Here is a 13,919-nt window from a genome sequence, read left to right as displayed (position 1 = left end):
GCTTCGGCTTCGGCTTCGGCTTCGGCTTCGGCTTCGGCTTCGGCTTCGGCTTCGGCTTCGGCTTCGGCTTCGGCTTCGGCTTCGGCTTCGGCTTCGGAAAGGACCTCTTCTACCGGTTTGTCCGCGTCAACAGGCATCTCGTCATGCTGCGAAGTGAACTCAACCGCGTCGTCCGATTTGGGGTCTTCCACCGGCTTTTGATCGGTTTTTTTCTTACGAGCCACCGCGATGTTCCCCTTATCGAATCCGATTTAATATGAATAACAGGCCACTCTAAGTTAATCAGTGGTCTCTCCACGCTCAACCCGCATCGCGTGTTTCACTAGCTTTTTCACGGCTTTCCGCATTTTCTTTGGTGTTGGCTCTTTGGCGATCTTCAGGCGCTCATAGTCCAAGGAATAAAGGGGCTCGGCGGTCGCTGCACTGATGGCGCCCAGCCACAATGGTGCCGAGCCGGTCCAGATTTCGGCAAATTGTCGCGCCGTTCTGGGCGAAAACAGCGGTGCAATCACGGGCCTGTAACCAGCCGCCGCCGCCGCTGCTTCGGATGTCAGCGGTAACAATCGCTGCTGATAGACGACCTGTTCGTGAACTGTCAGACCCGATTCGGTCAGTCGTCCGGCAATATTGCCCCGACTGTGTTCGCCCCTCAGATGCAGCAACGGGCTTTCGGGTCGATGTTTCAGCAGGTGGGCCACCAGCTCTTCGGCGGTGTTACCCACCATATTCGCGTCCCACCCGACCCCTTTGGCGGTTCCGGTGGTCGCGGGACCAACGCAATAGGCAGGCAAGTCAGGTTTGACACCAAGCGACGCAGCGGCATTGACTGAGTTGGCCGAGGTAAAAACCAACCCACGAATGCCGTCCGTTTCCACTGCAACCCTCAGGGGTCGGATTTCCAAGATTGGAGAATAGATGACGTCTACCCGCGACCTGACGCGGGTCGGCAACTGCGCGACAAACCTTTCAGAGGCGGCGCGAGGGCGGGTCATCAACAAATACAATAGCGGGGCCTTCGGCCTTGGGATTGTTTGCGTCCGCGCAGGGTGATACCCCGCTTGGCAGTCATGATGCAACGGATCAGACCTATGGTGCAAACACTTACCGTTCTTGGATTGGAAAGCAGCTGTGATGACACGGCCGCCGCCGTTGTGCGCCAATCCGATGGTGCGGGTGCCCAAGTGTTGTCATCCATTGTTCACGGCCAGACGGAACTACACAGCGCATACGGCGGGGTCGTGCCGGAAATCGCTGCGCGGGCCCATGCCGAAAAGCTGGATACATGTGTTGTGCAGGCGCTAGAGGCCGCTGGCCTGACGCTGGCCGATATGGATGCGATTGCCGTCACCGCAGGCCCAGGCCTGATCGGCGGGGTCATGTCCGGAGTCATGTGCGCCAAGGGGCTGAGTGCCGCGACCGGCCTGCCCCTGATCGGTGTGAACCACTTGGCCGGTCATGCTCTGACGCCCCGGTTAACGGATGACATCGCGTTTCCCTACCTGATGCTTTTGGTTTCCGGTGGGCATTGCCAATACCTTATCGCGCATGGTCCTGAGGAATTCACCCGGTTAGGCGGAACAATCGATGACGCGCCCGGCGAGGCGTTCGACAAGACCGCCCGCCTGCTGGGCTTGCCTCAACCTGGTGGCCCTTCGGTTGAGGCTGAGGCCCAGGCGGGTGATCCCAAACGGTATCGCTTTCCCCGACCTCTGCTGGATCGACCGGGATGTGATCTGTCCTTTTCAGGCCTAAAAACCGCGCTGATGCGGATGCGGGATCAGATCGTTGCCGAAAAATGCGGGCTGACCCGTCAGGACCGTGCCGATCTATGCGCCGGGTTCCAGCAGGCAATTGTCGACACGCTGGCCGAAAAGACCCGACGCGCTATTGACCGCTATCTTGAGGAAAACCCGGCAGATCCGATCATTGCCGTCGCTGGTGGAGTTGCCGCCAATTCCGCCATTCGGTCCGCGTTAGAGACGGTTTGTGCCGAGAAAGGCGCTCGGTTTACCGCACCGCCGCTCAACCTGTGTACCGACAATGCCGCCATGATTGCCTATGCAGGAATGGAACGATTTCGCGCCGGCGCGCGTGACGGGCTGGACCTGACGGCGCGCCCTCGCTGGCCGTTGGACAAGACCAGTCCTGCGATGCTGGGCGGCGGCAAGAAAGGGGCCAAGGCATGAGTGTTTCCGTTCTTGGATCCGGGGCCTTTGGGACAAGTCTGGCCATTTCACTGTCAGGGAACGGACCAGTTACGTTGTGGTCTCGAGATCCAGATCAGGCCCGACATATGCAGGACAGTCGCGAGAATGCCCAGCGCTTGCCCGGCGTGAGTTTACCAGATGAAGTCGCGGTAACTTCGAACATCAATCAGGCGGTCGAGGCCGATGTCTTGCTGATGGCCGTACCCATGCAGAAATTGCGCGATGCCCTGCAGGAGCATTCCTCGGCTCTGGCCGGAAAGACCTTAGTTGCATGTTGCAAAGGCATTGAGCTTTCATCCGGGCTTGGCCCCATTTCAGTCATTCAGCAAACAATCCCGAGTGCGCGACCCGCCTTGCTGACCGGGCCCAGCTTTGCTGACGACATCGCGCGCGGGTTGCCAACCGCGCTGACCTTAGCCTGCGCCGATGAGGCACTTGGCCGGAAGTTACAGGAAGAACTGACAACTGCGAACCTGCGCCTTTACCGCACGAGCGATGTGATCGGAGCCGAATTGGGCGGCGCGTTGAAGAATGTAATGGCCATAGGATGCGGTGCTGCGATCGGGGCGGGTTTGGGTGATAGCGCCCGCGCCGCCCTGATGACTCGTGGGTTTGCCGAAATGCAGCGCTTTGCGCTGATGCGCGGGGCGCGGCCCGACACACTAATGGGGTTATCCGGCTTGGGCGATCTTGTCCTGACTTGTTCTTCGGAGCTATCGCGAAACTATCGCTTTGGCCTGTCATTGGGCCATAATGTCCAATTTGATTCCCACACCACTGTCGAAGGCGTCGCAACTGCGCGTGCCATGACAGGAATTGCCTCCGCCGAAGGTTTGGACATGCCTATCAGCACAACGGTGGCAGACCTGAGCAGTGGCGCCTACAGTGTGACCGAAGCCATTCAAACACTGCTCAACCGACCCTTGAAGGAGGAATAGAATGCTGATCGCCCTTATCGCCCATGACAAAGACGGTGCGCTGCAAACCCGGCTGGACAACCGCGCGGCCCACCTGGCCTATATCGAGGAAACCGGAGTCGTTTCGCAGGCCGGTCCGTTGCTGGATGGGGATGCAATGATCGGGTCGCTGATCATTCTTGAGGTCGAGGATATGGCCGCAGCGCAAAACTGGGCGGACAATGACCCCTATGCCAAAGCCGGGCTATTCCAGTCGGTTGACCTGATTGCCTGGAAAAAGGTCATAGGCTGATGGCTTACTGGCTGTTTAAATCCGAACCATCGACCTGGAGCTGGGACCAGCAGGTTGCCAAAGGGGATGCGGGGGAAGAATGGGACGGCGTGCGCAATTATCAGGCGCGCAATTTCATGCGACAGATGGCGATTGGCGATCGCGGATTCTTTTACCACTCGCAAAAGGACAAGGCGATTGTCGGTATTGTCGAGGTCTGCGCCGAAGCTCACCCAGACAGCACCACAGATGATGAGCGTTGGGAATGCGTGGATATCAAAGCGGTGCGCCCATTCACGACGCCGGTGACCCTGGATCAGATCAAGGCTGACGAACGTCTTGATGACATGGTGCTAGTCAAGAACTCACGCCTGTCCGTTCAGCCAGTCAGCGAGGCGGAATGGCAGGTGATCTGCAATCTGGGGCAGACTGAAGCGGGTTGAATAAAGGGAAGGCCCTGACGAATGCAGAACCTTCCCTACCCCGCGTGCTCCCTACTCACCACACGCGTATGGAAATTTTGGCTCTGACCGTCCTGGTCACGTTCTGACACTAACCGATCCTTGCGGAGCAGTTCAAACGGCAAGTACCTAAAATTGGAAACGCCCGCCAGAAATCCGACGGGCGTTGCTTAGTGGTGTAATGGGTCAGCCGTAAACGGCCTCTTTGCCGAAATGCTTGGTCAGCATATAATATACGACGGCGCGGTACTTGTTGCGCTCGGACATACCATAGGTCTCAAGGGCCTTGTTGATCGCTTCCATCAGTTCCGGTCCGTCCGCCAGACCCAGCTTTTTGATGAGGAAGTTGTTCTTGACTGTTTCCAGCTCACCTTCCTGAGTTGCCGCGACGGTCGATGCGTCGGCGTCGTAGATGGCAGGGCCACAGCCGATTGTGACTTTGGTCAGCAGATCCATATCTGCGTCCATACCGCATTTGGACTTCAGGTCCTCGGCGTATTTTGCGATCAGCTCGTCGCGTTTTCCCATGGTTATCTCCCGGTTGAAACTCGTTTTTTGGCCATACCAGCGCCGCAAACACGGTAACGGGCGAGCGAGATTGCACAAAGGGAAAAATTAGCGGCATTCCCCCTAAACCCTGCCCGTCTGACCTGAGGCTTGATTTCGACCGCTTTTTATTTAACAATATTGTTAAATATATTGTTCATTCCGAATAAAGGAGTCCACGATGCCCGTGTCGCTACCCAACGAAAGTTCGCAATACAGAACCGCGCGTAACGCCCTGCTGTCGGCCGAGGCCGAACTGCGGGCTCAGGTTGAAAATGTTGCAAAGCTGCGCCGGAATTTGCCCAAAGGTGGGGCACTTCCGCAGGACTACGCATTCCGGTCAGAACGAGGTGCACCGGCATCGCTGTCGTCCCTCTTTGGATCACATGACACCCTAGCTATATACTCGCTTATGTACGGACCGGATGCGCAAGCGCCTTGCCCGATGTGTTCCGCCTTTCTCGACGGTTTAAATGGACAGATCGCCCATATTTCCCAAAAAATCGCATTTGCGGTCGTGGCTCAAAACACGTGTGAAACGCTGGCGGCTCTAAAAGCGGATATGAAATGGCGTGATCTGCCACTCTATTCTGCGCTGGGCACAGATTATCAACGCGATTATCTGGCCGAGGCCGAGGATGGAAGCCAACTGCCGATTTTAAACATCTTTCAACGCGATGAGGACGGCATAAGCCATTTCTGGAGTTCCGAGCTGTTCTTTGAGCCCAGCGACTGGCATCCGCGGCACGTAGATGCGGCATGGCCGCTGTGGAACATTCTGGATTTCACGCCACGGGGACGCGGAGATTTCTTTCCGTCACTGCGTTAAACAGCCACCGGGCTGAATTATCGGCAATACCCCCAACCCGGACCTTGCAGATGGAGATGGTCAGCGTGCAAACGATTGAAATCCGGTCCCAATACGACACAAAACCAATCACAGGCACCCTGCCAGATCTCGCGCAGAAATGCAGCCTCGGGTCCTTCGGTGCCCCAGTCCGATAGCAGATTCAGGCTTCGCCCATCAGCCAGTTGCACTCCAACAATATCGATGGAATCCGCCGTTGCATGGCTGCTCCACCCGCTGAACTTCCCTTGCGCGGTTCGCATCTGACGGCAATTGTAACTTCCAACATGCCGCAACCGGCTTACCTGTGTGCCCAGCAGATTTTGGGCTGCAGGCTGAACCACGTGATATTCCCACATGGTCAGCCGCAAGGTGGTGGTGCAACTGGTTTCAACCGCTTTCACTTTCGATGTCACCAGAGCAGACAACCGGCCACGTCCTGCTATTCCGCAATTCTCATCCACGACCAGATCTTCCATCGCTTCGAAATTCACACCAGCTTCGGCCAAAACTGCGCGGCACTGTTCTTCGTTCGCCAGCGCGCGATTGAGTTGAAACCGGGTGACCGGCGTGACCGGCGCGTTTACTTTCAACTCTCGCAGGGGGTTCCAATACGATGGCAAGGGTGTTTCCGGATGCGCCAACAACCACCACCCGCCCCCTCCAATCAGGATGGCCGCTACCGCGATACTGAAAACAAAAGACGCCGCCGATAACAGGAATCGGCGGCGTCCGGAGTGTTTACTCATGCGTATTCAGCACTCAATAGCGGTAGTGTTCCGGCTTATAGGGGCCTTCGGGCTTCACGCCGATATAGGCCGCCTGCTCATTGTCCATCTGGGTCAGCTTCACACCGATGCGGTCCAGATGCAAACGCGCGACCTTTTCGTCCAGATGCTTGGGCAGGATGTAGACGTCGTTGTTGTACTCGTCACCTTTGGTGAACAGCTCGATCTGCGCCAAAACCTGGTTGGTGAATGATGCCGACATCACGAAAGACGGGTGGCCGGTGGCGTTGCCGAGGTTCAGCAGACGGCCTTCGGACAACAGGATCAGACGATTGCCCGAGGGCATCTCGATCATGTCCACCTGTTCCTTGATGTTGGTCCACTTATGGTTCTTCAGGCTGGCCACCTGAATTTCATTGTCAAAGTGGCCGATGTTGCCAACGATAGCCATGTCCTTCATCTCGCGCATATGCTCGATGCGGATCACGTCCTTGTTGCCGGTTGTGGTGATGAAGATGTCAGCCGACGCAACTTCGTCTTCCAACAGGGTGACTTCAAAGCCGTCCATCGCAGCCTGCAGGGCGCAGATCGGGTCAACTTCGGTCACTTTCACACGCGCACCGGCACCGCGCAACGACGCGGCCGAGCCTTTGCCCACATCACCGTAACCGCAGACGACGGCAACTTTACCGGCCATCATGGTGTCGGTGGCGCGACGGATACCGTCGACCAGCGACTCCTTACAGCCGTATTTGTTGTCGAACTTCGACTTGGTGACCGAGTCATTCACGTTGATCGCCGGGAACGGCAGTTGACCGTCTTTGACCAACTGATACAGGCGGTTCACACCGGTGGTGGTTTCCTCGGACACACCCTGAATCTGGTCGCGCATCTTTGTGAACCAACCCGGCGATGCCGCCAGACGCTTGGCGATCTGCGCCTTGATGACTTCTTCTTCCTCTGAGGTAGGAACAGCGATGATGTCCTCTCCCGCTTCGGCACGAGCACCCAGCAAGATGTAAAGCGTCGCGTCGCCGCCATCGTCCAGGATCATGTTCGGGCCTTCCGGGAACAGGAAGGATTTGTCCAGGTAATCCCAGTGCTCTTCCAGCGTCTGACCTTTGATTGCGAAGACCGGGATACCAGCCTCAGCAATTGCTGCCGCCGCATGGTCCTGGGTCGAGAAGATGTTGCATGACGCCCAGCGCACATCCGCACCCAGCGCGACCAGCGTTTCAATCAGAACAGCGGTCTGGATGGTCATGTGCAGCGAACCGACGATACGCGCACCCTTCAATGGCTTGCTTTCACCGTATTCCGCACGCAAAGCCATAAGGCCCGGCATTTCGGTTTCGGCGATATTCAGTTCCTTGCGGCCAAAACCGGCCAATGAGATGTCTTTGACGATATAGTCCCCGGCCATCAGGTGCTCCATTCCGGTAAATCACAGTCCGGGCTGCCCCTAACATTCCTTGGGGCAGGTGGCAATGTGGATGGCCGGAAAGGGGATGAACCGTCTGCTTAAATCAACTTGGTTCACCCTTTAACTCTATCTTTGGTATCGCTTCAAAAAAATCTGTGCCAACGGCGACAATACAACTAATGCCGTTCGCCTGGGTCACCAGAACTGTATAACTTCCGGTTTCCTTCGAGGTCCAAACCTCCATAACAGCACTAGCGCCGCGTGTTTTCTGCAATCCGCCAAAGACCAGCTCTTCTGAATAGCTGCTTTGCAGTTTGGCAACCACGTGTTCGCGCTGTGCACAGCTTTTAGCGAAAGCGGGCGGCGCTGTGGCGGCCATGCCGAAGGTCAGGGTTATAGCAAATAGGCGTTTGAACATAACATGCTCCTTTCGATACGCGTTTCAGTACGAGAGGGGCACAACTGAAAGGAGTACGCCCCCCCCTCAGTCCATATGTCGGGATCAAATCGTGCAGGTTCAAAGCACGAAAGCTCAAGAATTTGTTGGCAGCCTGTGATCCAGACAGGTACATCATAGCATAAAAACGCGAACTCAACGTGTCCTACTTCACAAGGCATGGCATAATGGCAACACAAGCACGAGCATGGCAACGAATGCTGTCCGGTCGCAGGCTCGATCTGCTGGACCCGACGCCGGTGGATATCGAGATCGAAGATATCGCGCACGGTCTGGCCTTTGTGGCGCGCTGGAACGGGCAAACCGCTGGCGATTATGCCTATTCCGTGGCCGAGCACTCCCTACTGGTTGAAGAGCTTTTCGGCCGGATTGCACCCAAAGCACCAGTGAAGTGGCGATTGGCCGCGCTGTTACACGATGCGCCGGAATATGTGATCGGAGACATGATCTCACCCGTTAAATCCGCCGTTGGCCCGGATTACGGTGCGCTGGATGACCGTCTATCAGCGGCGATTCACATCCGGTTCGGATTGCCCGCAGAGGTGCCGAAATCGGTGAAACGACAGATCAAGAAGGCCGACAAAATCAGCGCTTGGATGGAGGCAACGCAGATTGCAGGGTTTTCCGAGGCCGAAGCGACAAAGTTCTTTGGTCGCCCGGACAAGGCAGTGATGGAGGGGTTGGCGATCACGTTACGCCCGCCAATTGAAGTGCGGCGGGCGTATATGGAGCGGCATGGAGTATTGCTGACTCGGCTTTAGCCGAATACGTAAAAACACAGTTTGTTGCCGTCCAGATCACGAGCATAGGCACCGTAGAACCGATCAGGGACGCGCTGCCCGGGTTCTCCTTCATCCGTAGCTCCCAGGCTTATTGCCTTCTCGTAAAGCGCCTTAGCCTCATCCTTGGAGTCCGCTGCAAAAGCAACCATTCCGCCGTTGCCAGTCGCGCAGGCTTCGCCATCATAGGGTGTGCAAACGGCAAGCATCGGAGCCGACGGGTCATTTCCGATGAAAGCGATGCGACCAGCGTCGATCACAACTTTTGCGCCCTTGTCCGCAAACAGTGTCGTGTAAAAACTCTTGGCGCGTTCCAAATCCGAAACACCGATGGTCACATAGCCGATCATTTGGGATATTCCTGTTTTGCAATGGTTTTTCGTGGCGAACAGTCTGAGTCAGAGATCAGATTGGCAAATCACGAAGCGGTGACTTAACTTGGTGCAGACAGCTCAACATTGGGACTTGGGGCACTTTTCATGTGTTTCTACTAGGAGATAGCTTTGAAGAGCTGGTACAGGCCCAAGTATACTACCAGAGCGACCAGCACCAGCAGTGTCAGAACCCCGATAAGATGATATAGGAATTTGAGTTTCTCGGCGTTGAACTCGCTAATATCAAAAGGCTCGGAAGAAGGCCGCGGACGCCATTGCGCAAAGCAGCCAGGAAACACCGCGACAAAGCTGTGAACCACCCCGGTCACTGTCAAAGCTGAACAAACTACCAGTCCCAAAAGACTCGCTGACACTCCTGAAACTGTCCAATGACCATTCCAAGAGTCGGAAACAACCATCACCACAATAATCAATGAAATCGACCAGATTGAACCCATAACAACAGCCCCAAAGCGTTGCGGAACTGTTTCAGGGGCTGATCGGGCCAAAACCTTTAGCAATTCAGGACGGTTACTTTAACTACCGTGGGCTGCGCTTCGCCAAAATCCGCTGCAATGTCCGGCGGTGCATGTTCAGGCGGCGCGCGGTCTCGGAAACGTTCCGGTCACACAACTCATAGACCCGCTGGATATGCTCCCATCGCACGCGATCCGCGCTCATGGGATTTTCCGGCGGCGGGGGCAGCTCGTCGCCCTTGGCCAGCAGCGCATTGGTGATGTCGGTTGCGTCAGCGGGTTTGGACAGATAATCGGTTGCTCCGATTTTGACTGCTGCGACGGCAGTGGCGATAGCCCCGTAACCGGTCAATACTACAACCCGGCTGTCAGGGCGCTTTTCGCGCAGCACTTCGACCACATCCAGACCATTGCCGTCCTCAAGCCGCAGATCAACGACGGCATAGGCAGGTGGGCGGGCGGTGGAGATTGCGCGTCCAGCTGCGACGGACCCTGCGGTTTCAACCTCGAACCCGCGTTTTTCCATCGCTTTGGCCAGACGTCTCAGAAACGGTTCGTCATCGTCCACCAAAAGCAGGGTTTTATCGGGGCCGATGTCGAGGTCAGAGCTGTCCGCCATATTCTGTTCTTTCCGCTATTTCACGCTTTTGGCCTAACCATGAGTAATAGCAGCGCCATCCCAAAGGTCAAACAACCCGTCACGTTCTAGATCTTGTCCAGAAAACAACCGACCTTGTCGGCCATCTGTTCACCTGTGTCGTCCCGATTGAAAAACTCGATGAACCCTTCTTCAGGCGTGACCAGGTAGGTAAAGGTCGAATGGTCGACCAGATAGTACTCATCGCTTTTGTCATGGGCCTTGTAGTAGGTCTTGTAGGCCTTGCTGGCTGCCTTGACCTGCTCGGGCGTGCCGGTCAGCGCGATGGTTTTGCCACCCAGGTTAAAGGCATAGTCCGCTACCACCTCGGTCGTGTCACGGTCAGGGTCGATTGAGATGAACAAGGGTGTCACTGACTGTCCGCGTTCGGCCAGAATGTCCACGGCCTCTGCATTGCGGGACATGTCGAATGGGCAGACGTCGGGGCAGAAGGTATAGCCGAAATAAACAAGCGTCGGCTCGGTGATCACATCCTTGTCGGTAACCGTTTCGCCCTTGCCGTTGATCAGCTCGAACGGGCCACCAATTGCAGCTGTGCCGCCCGCGATCTGACTGGTCCGACATTGCGCGAATTTGTCGTCCGATCCGGCACCGCGCGTCAACAACCACATGGCACCCAGGCCAACGGCCAGTACAACGGTTGCAAGGATGGCATAAAGACGGACCATGTCATCAATCCTGATACAAGAGGGGTTGTTGATCGTTTCGGCCGGGACACCTATCAAGAAGCGCAGCCGATGCAACAGGACATAATCGACCGATGGCAAATTCCAACATCACATTTTGGCGCAGTCAGGAACGCAGTAGCTGGATTCGACTGCGCACCCTGATCCTGTTGCGCTGGGTGGCGATATTCGGCCAGATCACGGCGATCACCGTCGCACAGCGAACCTATGACATCCAGTTGGATGCAACGCTTTGCTATCTGGCGATCGGGGTGTCGGTCATGGGGAACCTGACCGCGATCCTGCTGTTTCCCCGAAACAAGCGTCTGTCCGAATTTGAGAACTTTCTGATGGTGTTGTTCGACCTGTTGCAGCTGACCATTTTGCTGTACCTGACCGGCGGTTTGAACAACCCATTCGCACTGCTGTTGGTGGGTCCTGTCACTATTTCCGCCAGCGTCATGAGCACCCGATCTACGCTGATTATAGGCGGCGTGGCCATTGCCCTGACAACGCTTCTGGCCGAATTCCACTTGCCATTGCGGACCGCACTGGGTGCCGAGCTGGACATCCCCGATATTCTGCTGTTCGGGAACTGGGCTGCTATTGTCATCGCAATCGTCTTTCTGGGCGCCTATTCGCATCGCGTCAGCTCAGAAGTGCAGTCCATGTCCGAGGCCCTGGCCGCCACCCATATGGCCCTTGCGCGCGAGCAAAAACTGACTGATCTGGGCGGTGTGGTCGCCGCCGCCGCGCATGAGCTGGGCACGCCTCTGGCAACGATCAAACTAGCCAGTTCCGAGTTGATCGAGGAACTGGATGATCGACCCGACCTTATCGAAGATGCCGCCCTGATCCGCGAACAGGCGAACCGCTGCCGGGATATCCTGCGGGACATGGGCCGGGCCGGCAAAGACGATCTGCACTTGCGGCAAGCCCCGCTTTCGACTGTGGTGCACGAGGCAGCCGAGCCGCATATTAACCGGGGCAAGGCCGTACATTTTTTTGAAGGACCTGCCGAGGATGGCGATGTCCAGCAGCCCTCGATCCTGCGCAAGCCCGAGATCATCCACGGCCTTCGCAATCTGATCCAAAATGCAGTGGATTTTTCGCGCGACAATGTCTGGGTCGAGGCCGAATGGTCAGCCAAACAAATCACTGTCAGCATCATGGATGACGGTCGTGGATATCCGTCTCAGATGATTGGCCGGATCGGCGACCCTTTCATGCGCCGTCGTCGCAGTGAAACCGATAAAAGAGCTCGCCCGGAATATGAGGGCATGGGCCTGGGTCTTTTCATAGCCAAAACGCTTCTGGAACGCAGCGGAGCAGAGCTGGATTTCGCCAACGGCTCGGACCCATACCAAACCTTGTCGGATAATCCCGAACGCCGAGGCGCGATCGTCAAGGTGACTTGGCCGCGTAACCTTGTGGATGCGCAAACTGGTGACACGCCCGTGCCTTCGGGCGTCAACCAGCGTTTCCAAACCTGATCTGACGCGAGCCCCCTCTGGTTAAGAACCCGTTAACCATTAAGGCACATAGTGCGGCCTAGTGGTTTCGCGCACCGGAGGGCGCATGGTCGACTGGATTATTTTGGCCATCATCGGCCTTGTTTCTGCAAGCCTTGCAGTGCAGTGGCTGTTGCCCCGCCGGCGAGATCGCGGAGACAACTTCGGTCTATCGTCGCCCGCGTCTCTGTTTGATGCAGTATTTCTGTTTGATAGGGATCGGCTGATCAGCCACTCGGACATCGCATTGGAAGGTTTCGAACAAGTTCGAGATTGGGCCGATTTATGCCGGCTGCTACACAGGGACTTTCCAACATTCCCAGAAACACCTGACCGGGTTCAGCGTGAAGGCAATCTGGTCATCCCAGCGATTGATTGCACGGTCGAACGCGACGTTTTTTGCGAATGGGTTGATGGTATTGTTCGTGTTCAACTGCGCGACCGGACCGTGTGCCCGACGATGGTCCAGAGCACTTCAAATGACCCGAACCGCCTTGCTATGGAAAAGGCACCCTACCCTGTATGGCTGTCGGATCATCAGGGCAATGTACGCTGGTGCAATGCCGCTTACGTCTCATTAGTTCGGAAAGTACGGGATCAGGACACAGACCTGACCGCCCCCTTGTTTCCCGTCCCGGATGACGACCAAAGATTAAGCGCAAAGGCCCGGGTCTCAATTTCCTCGGAGTACAGTGAAAATAAGCTGTGGTTCGATCTGACATTGGTTGATCACCCGGAGGGTCATCTGTCTTACGCAGTGGACATCAATGCAATCGTCGAGGCGGAGACAGCGCAGCGAAAATTTGTTCAGACTATGACCAAGACCTTTGCGCAACTGTCCATCGGGTTAGCTATTTTTGACCGTAACCGACAACTGGCGCTGTTCAATCCAGCCCTGATCGACCTGACCACCCTGCCCCCGGATTTCCTCAGCTGCCGACCCAGCCTGTCCAGCTTTTTCGATCGCCTGCGGGATCAGCATATGATGCCCGAACCCAAGAATTACCGAAGCTGGCGCAGTCAGATGAATGACCTTCTCGAAGCGGCAGAGGACGGGAATTATCAGGAAACATGGTCCCTGCCCTCGGGCTCGGTCTATTCCGTCAGCGGACGCCCGCACCCGGACGGCGCAGTCGCATTTTTATTCGAAGATATCACTGCCGAGATCACGCTGACCCGCCGGTTCCGGTCGGAAATGGATCTGATGCAATCCATTCTCGACAAACTGGCCGATGCCATCGCCGTCTTCAGTGACGACGGAACGCTGGCTCTTACCAATTTCGCCTACCAACAGCTTTGGGGTGACACAGGTGACACAGGCTTTGAGGCTGACACTGTTCTCGAGGTGACCAAAGGTTGGCAGGAACACTGCACCGCTACGCCAATCCTGGGTGAAATTCGCGAGTTTGTTGAGGCGCGGGAAAATCGCGCTGAATGGTCTGGCGTGATTTATCTGCGAAACGGTATCCAGGCGCTATGCACGGTCAACCCGATGCAGAATGGGGCCACTATTGTTCGTTTCTCAGTGGATCGAGACATCGTGATACGGCAAGAGGCGCAGCAAATCAGCGCCTGAAGCGGGTTGCAGCCAACCGGGCA

At 56.3% G+C, this 13,919-nt stretch carries 17 protein-coding genes and 1 pseudogene; 8 read left to right on the top strand and 10 right to left on the bottom strand.

The window, feature by feature from the left end; translation table 11 throughout:
* Positions 1–224, bottom strand: a pseudogene (locus tag ACR0AK_RS21195) (hypothetical protein); the annotation flags it as partial.
* Positions 225–278: 54 nt separating this feature from the next.
* Positions 279–992 carry a uroporphyrinogen-III synthase gene (locus ACR0AK_RS21190; RefSeq protein ID WP_480794872.1) on the bottom strand — a complete coding sequence of 238 codons (714 nt, stop codon included), beginning with the start codon at positions 990–992 and terminating at the stop codon, positions 279–281.
* 96 nt (positions 993–1,088) lie between these two features.
* Between ACR0AK_RS21190 and tsaD the strand changes: the two genes are divergently transcribed.
* Genes tsaD through ACR0AK_RS21170 form a run of 4 tightly spaced genes read left to right on the top strand, consistent with a single transcriptional unit; the run spans position 1,089 to position 3,838 of the window.
* Positions 1,089–2,186, top strand: coding sequence for a tRNA (adenosine(37)-N6)-threonylcarbamoyltransferase complex transferase subunit TsaD (tsaD, locus tag ACR0AK_RS21185; RefSeq protein ID WP_480794879.1), 1,098 nt, complete (start codon positions 1,089–1,091; stop codon positions 2,184–2,186).
* Entirely contained in the window at positions 2,183–3,145 is a 963-nt protein-coding gene (locus ACR0AK_RS21180) for an NAD(P)H-dependent glycerol-3-phosphate dehydrogenase (protein ID WP_480794871.1), read from the top strand. The genes tsaD and ACR0AK_RS21180 overlap by 4 nt, the downstream gene beginning before the upstream one ends.
* A gap of 1 nt (position 3,146) precedes the next feature.
* Complete coding sequence (locus ACR0AK_RS21175) at positions 3,147–3,416, top strand: YciI family protein (RefSeq protein ID WP_480794870.1); 270 nt, start codon at positions 3,147–3,149, stop codon at positions 3,414–3,416.
* On the top strand, positions 3,416–3,838 hold the full coding sequence (locus ACR0AK_RS21170; RefSeq protein WP_480794869.1) for an EVE domain-containing protein: 423 nt from the start codon (positions 3,416–3,418) through the stop codon (positions 3,836–3,838). Before ACR0AK_RS21175 ends, ACR0AK_RS21170 begins: the two co-directional genes overlap by 1 nt.
* 204 nt (positions 3,839–4,042) lie before the next feature.
* Here the strand turns inward: ACR0AK_RS21170 and ACR0AK_RS21165 are convergent, their stop codons facing one another.
* On the bottom strand, positions 4,043–4,384 hold the full coding sequence (locus ACR0AK_RS21165; RefSeq protein WP_170563934.1) for a DUF2853 family protein: 342 nt from the start codon (positions 4,382–4,384) through the stop codon (positions 4,043–4,045).
* 199 nt (positions 4,385–4,583) lie between these two features.
* Between ACR0AK_RS21165 and ACR0AK_RS21160 the strand changes: the two genes are divergently transcribed.
* A complete protein-coding gene (locus tag ACR0AK_RS21160; RefSeq protein ID WP_480794868.1) occupies positions 4,584–5,231 on the top strand; it encodes a DUF899 family protein in 648 nt (215 codons plus the stop codon).
* Between the two features lie 17 nt (positions 5,232–5,248).
* Here ACR0AK_RS21160 and ACR0AK_RS21155 read toward each other — a convergent pair whose 3' ends face one another.
* The 3 genes from ACR0AK_RS21155 to ACR0AK_RS21145 all read right to left on the bottom strand — a co-directional run bounded on the left by ACR0AK_RS21155 (position 5,249) and on the right by ACR0AK_RS21145 (position 7,818).
* Entirely contained in the window at positions 5,249–5,998 is a 750-nt protein-coding gene (locus ACR0AK_RS21155; RefSeq protein ID WP_480794867.1) for an extensin-like domain-containing protein, read from the bottom strand.
* A 13-nt stretch (positions 5,999–6,011) separates the two neighbouring features.
* A complete protein-coding gene (gene ahcY / locus ACR0AK_RS21150; RefSeq protein WP_480794866.1) occupies positions 6,012–7,400 on the bottom strand; it encodes an adenosylhomocysteinase in 1,389 nt (462 codons plus the stop codon).
* Between the two features lie 103 nt (positions 7,401–7,503).
* Complete coding sequence (locus tag ACR0AK_RS21145) at positions 7,504–7,818, bottom strand: hypothetical protein (protein WP_109313839.1); 315 nt, start codon at positions 7,816–7,818, stop codon at positions 7,504–7,506.
* Positions 7,819–8,024: 206 nt separating this feature from the next.
* On the opposite strand from ACR0AK_RS21145, the gene ACR0AK_RS21140 reads away from it, so the two are divergent.
* The gene (locus ACR0AK_RS21140) at positions 8,025–8,618 is read left to right on the top strand and encodes an HD domain-containing protein (RefSeq protein ID WP_170563946.1); all 594 of its coding nucleotides are present in this window, start codon (positions 8,025–8,027) and stop codon (positions 8,616–8,618) included.
* On the opposite strand, the gene ACR0AK_RS21135 is transcribed toward ACR0AK_RS21140, so the two are convergent.
* The 4 genes from ACR0AK_RS21135 to ACR0AK_RS21120 all read right to left on the bottom strand — a co-directional run bounded on the left by ACR0AK_RS21135 (position 8,615) and on the right by ACR0AK_RS21120 (position 10,812).
* On the bottom strand, positions 8,615–8,986 hold the full coding sequence (locus ACR0AK_RS21135) for a VOC family protein (RefSeq protein ID WP_480794865.1): 372 nt from the start codon (positions 8,984–8,986) through the stop codon (positions 8,615–8,617). The genes ACR0AK_RS21140 and ACR0AK_RS21135 overlap by 4 nt on opposite strands.
* A 140-nt stretch (positions 8,987–9,126) precedes the next feature.
* Positions 9,127–9,519, bottom strand: a complete 393-nt coding sequence (locus ACR0AK_RS21130) for a hypothetical protein (RefSeq protein WP_480794864.1) — start codon at positions 9,517–9,519, stop codon at positions 9,127–9,129.
* Between the two features lie 31 nt (positions 9,520–9,550).
* Complete coding sequence (locus ACR0AK_RS21125) at positions 9,551–10,105, bottom strand: ActR/PrrA/RegA family redox response regulator transcription factor (protein WP_058275167.1); 555 nt, start codon at positions 10,103–10,105, stop codon at positions 9,551–9,553.
* A gap of 86 nt (positions 10,106–10,191) precedes the next feature.
* Complete coding sequence (locus ACR0AK_RS21120) at positions 10,192–10,812, bottom strand: SCO family protein (RefSeq protein WP_170563955.1); 621 nt, start codon at positions 10,810–10,812, stop codon at positions 10,192–10,194.
* Positions 10,813–10,904: 92 nt separating this feature from the next.
* Here ACR0AK_RS21120 and regB point away from each other — a divergent pair, with 92 nt between their 5' ends.
* Positions 10,905–12,302 (top strand): sensor histidine kinase RegB, encoded by a 1,398-nt coding sequence (regB, locus tag ACR0AK_RS21115; RefSeq protein ID WP_170563958.1) that lies wholly within the window; start codon positions 10,905–10,907, stop codon positions 12,300–12,302.
* 85 nt (positions 12,303–12,387) lie between these two features.
* Positions 12,388–13,896: a PAS-domain containing protein gene (locus ACR0AK_RS21110; RefSeq protein ID WP_480794863.1), complete on the top strand. Its 1,509-nt coding sequence runs from the start codon at positions 12,388–12,390 to the stop codon at positions 13,894–13,896.
* Positions 13,897–13,919 lie beyond the last annotated feature (23 nt).

This window comes from Ruegeria sp. BI12, from assembly GCF_056537985.1.
This window is presented reverse-complemented; position numbering and strand designations above follow the sequence as displayed.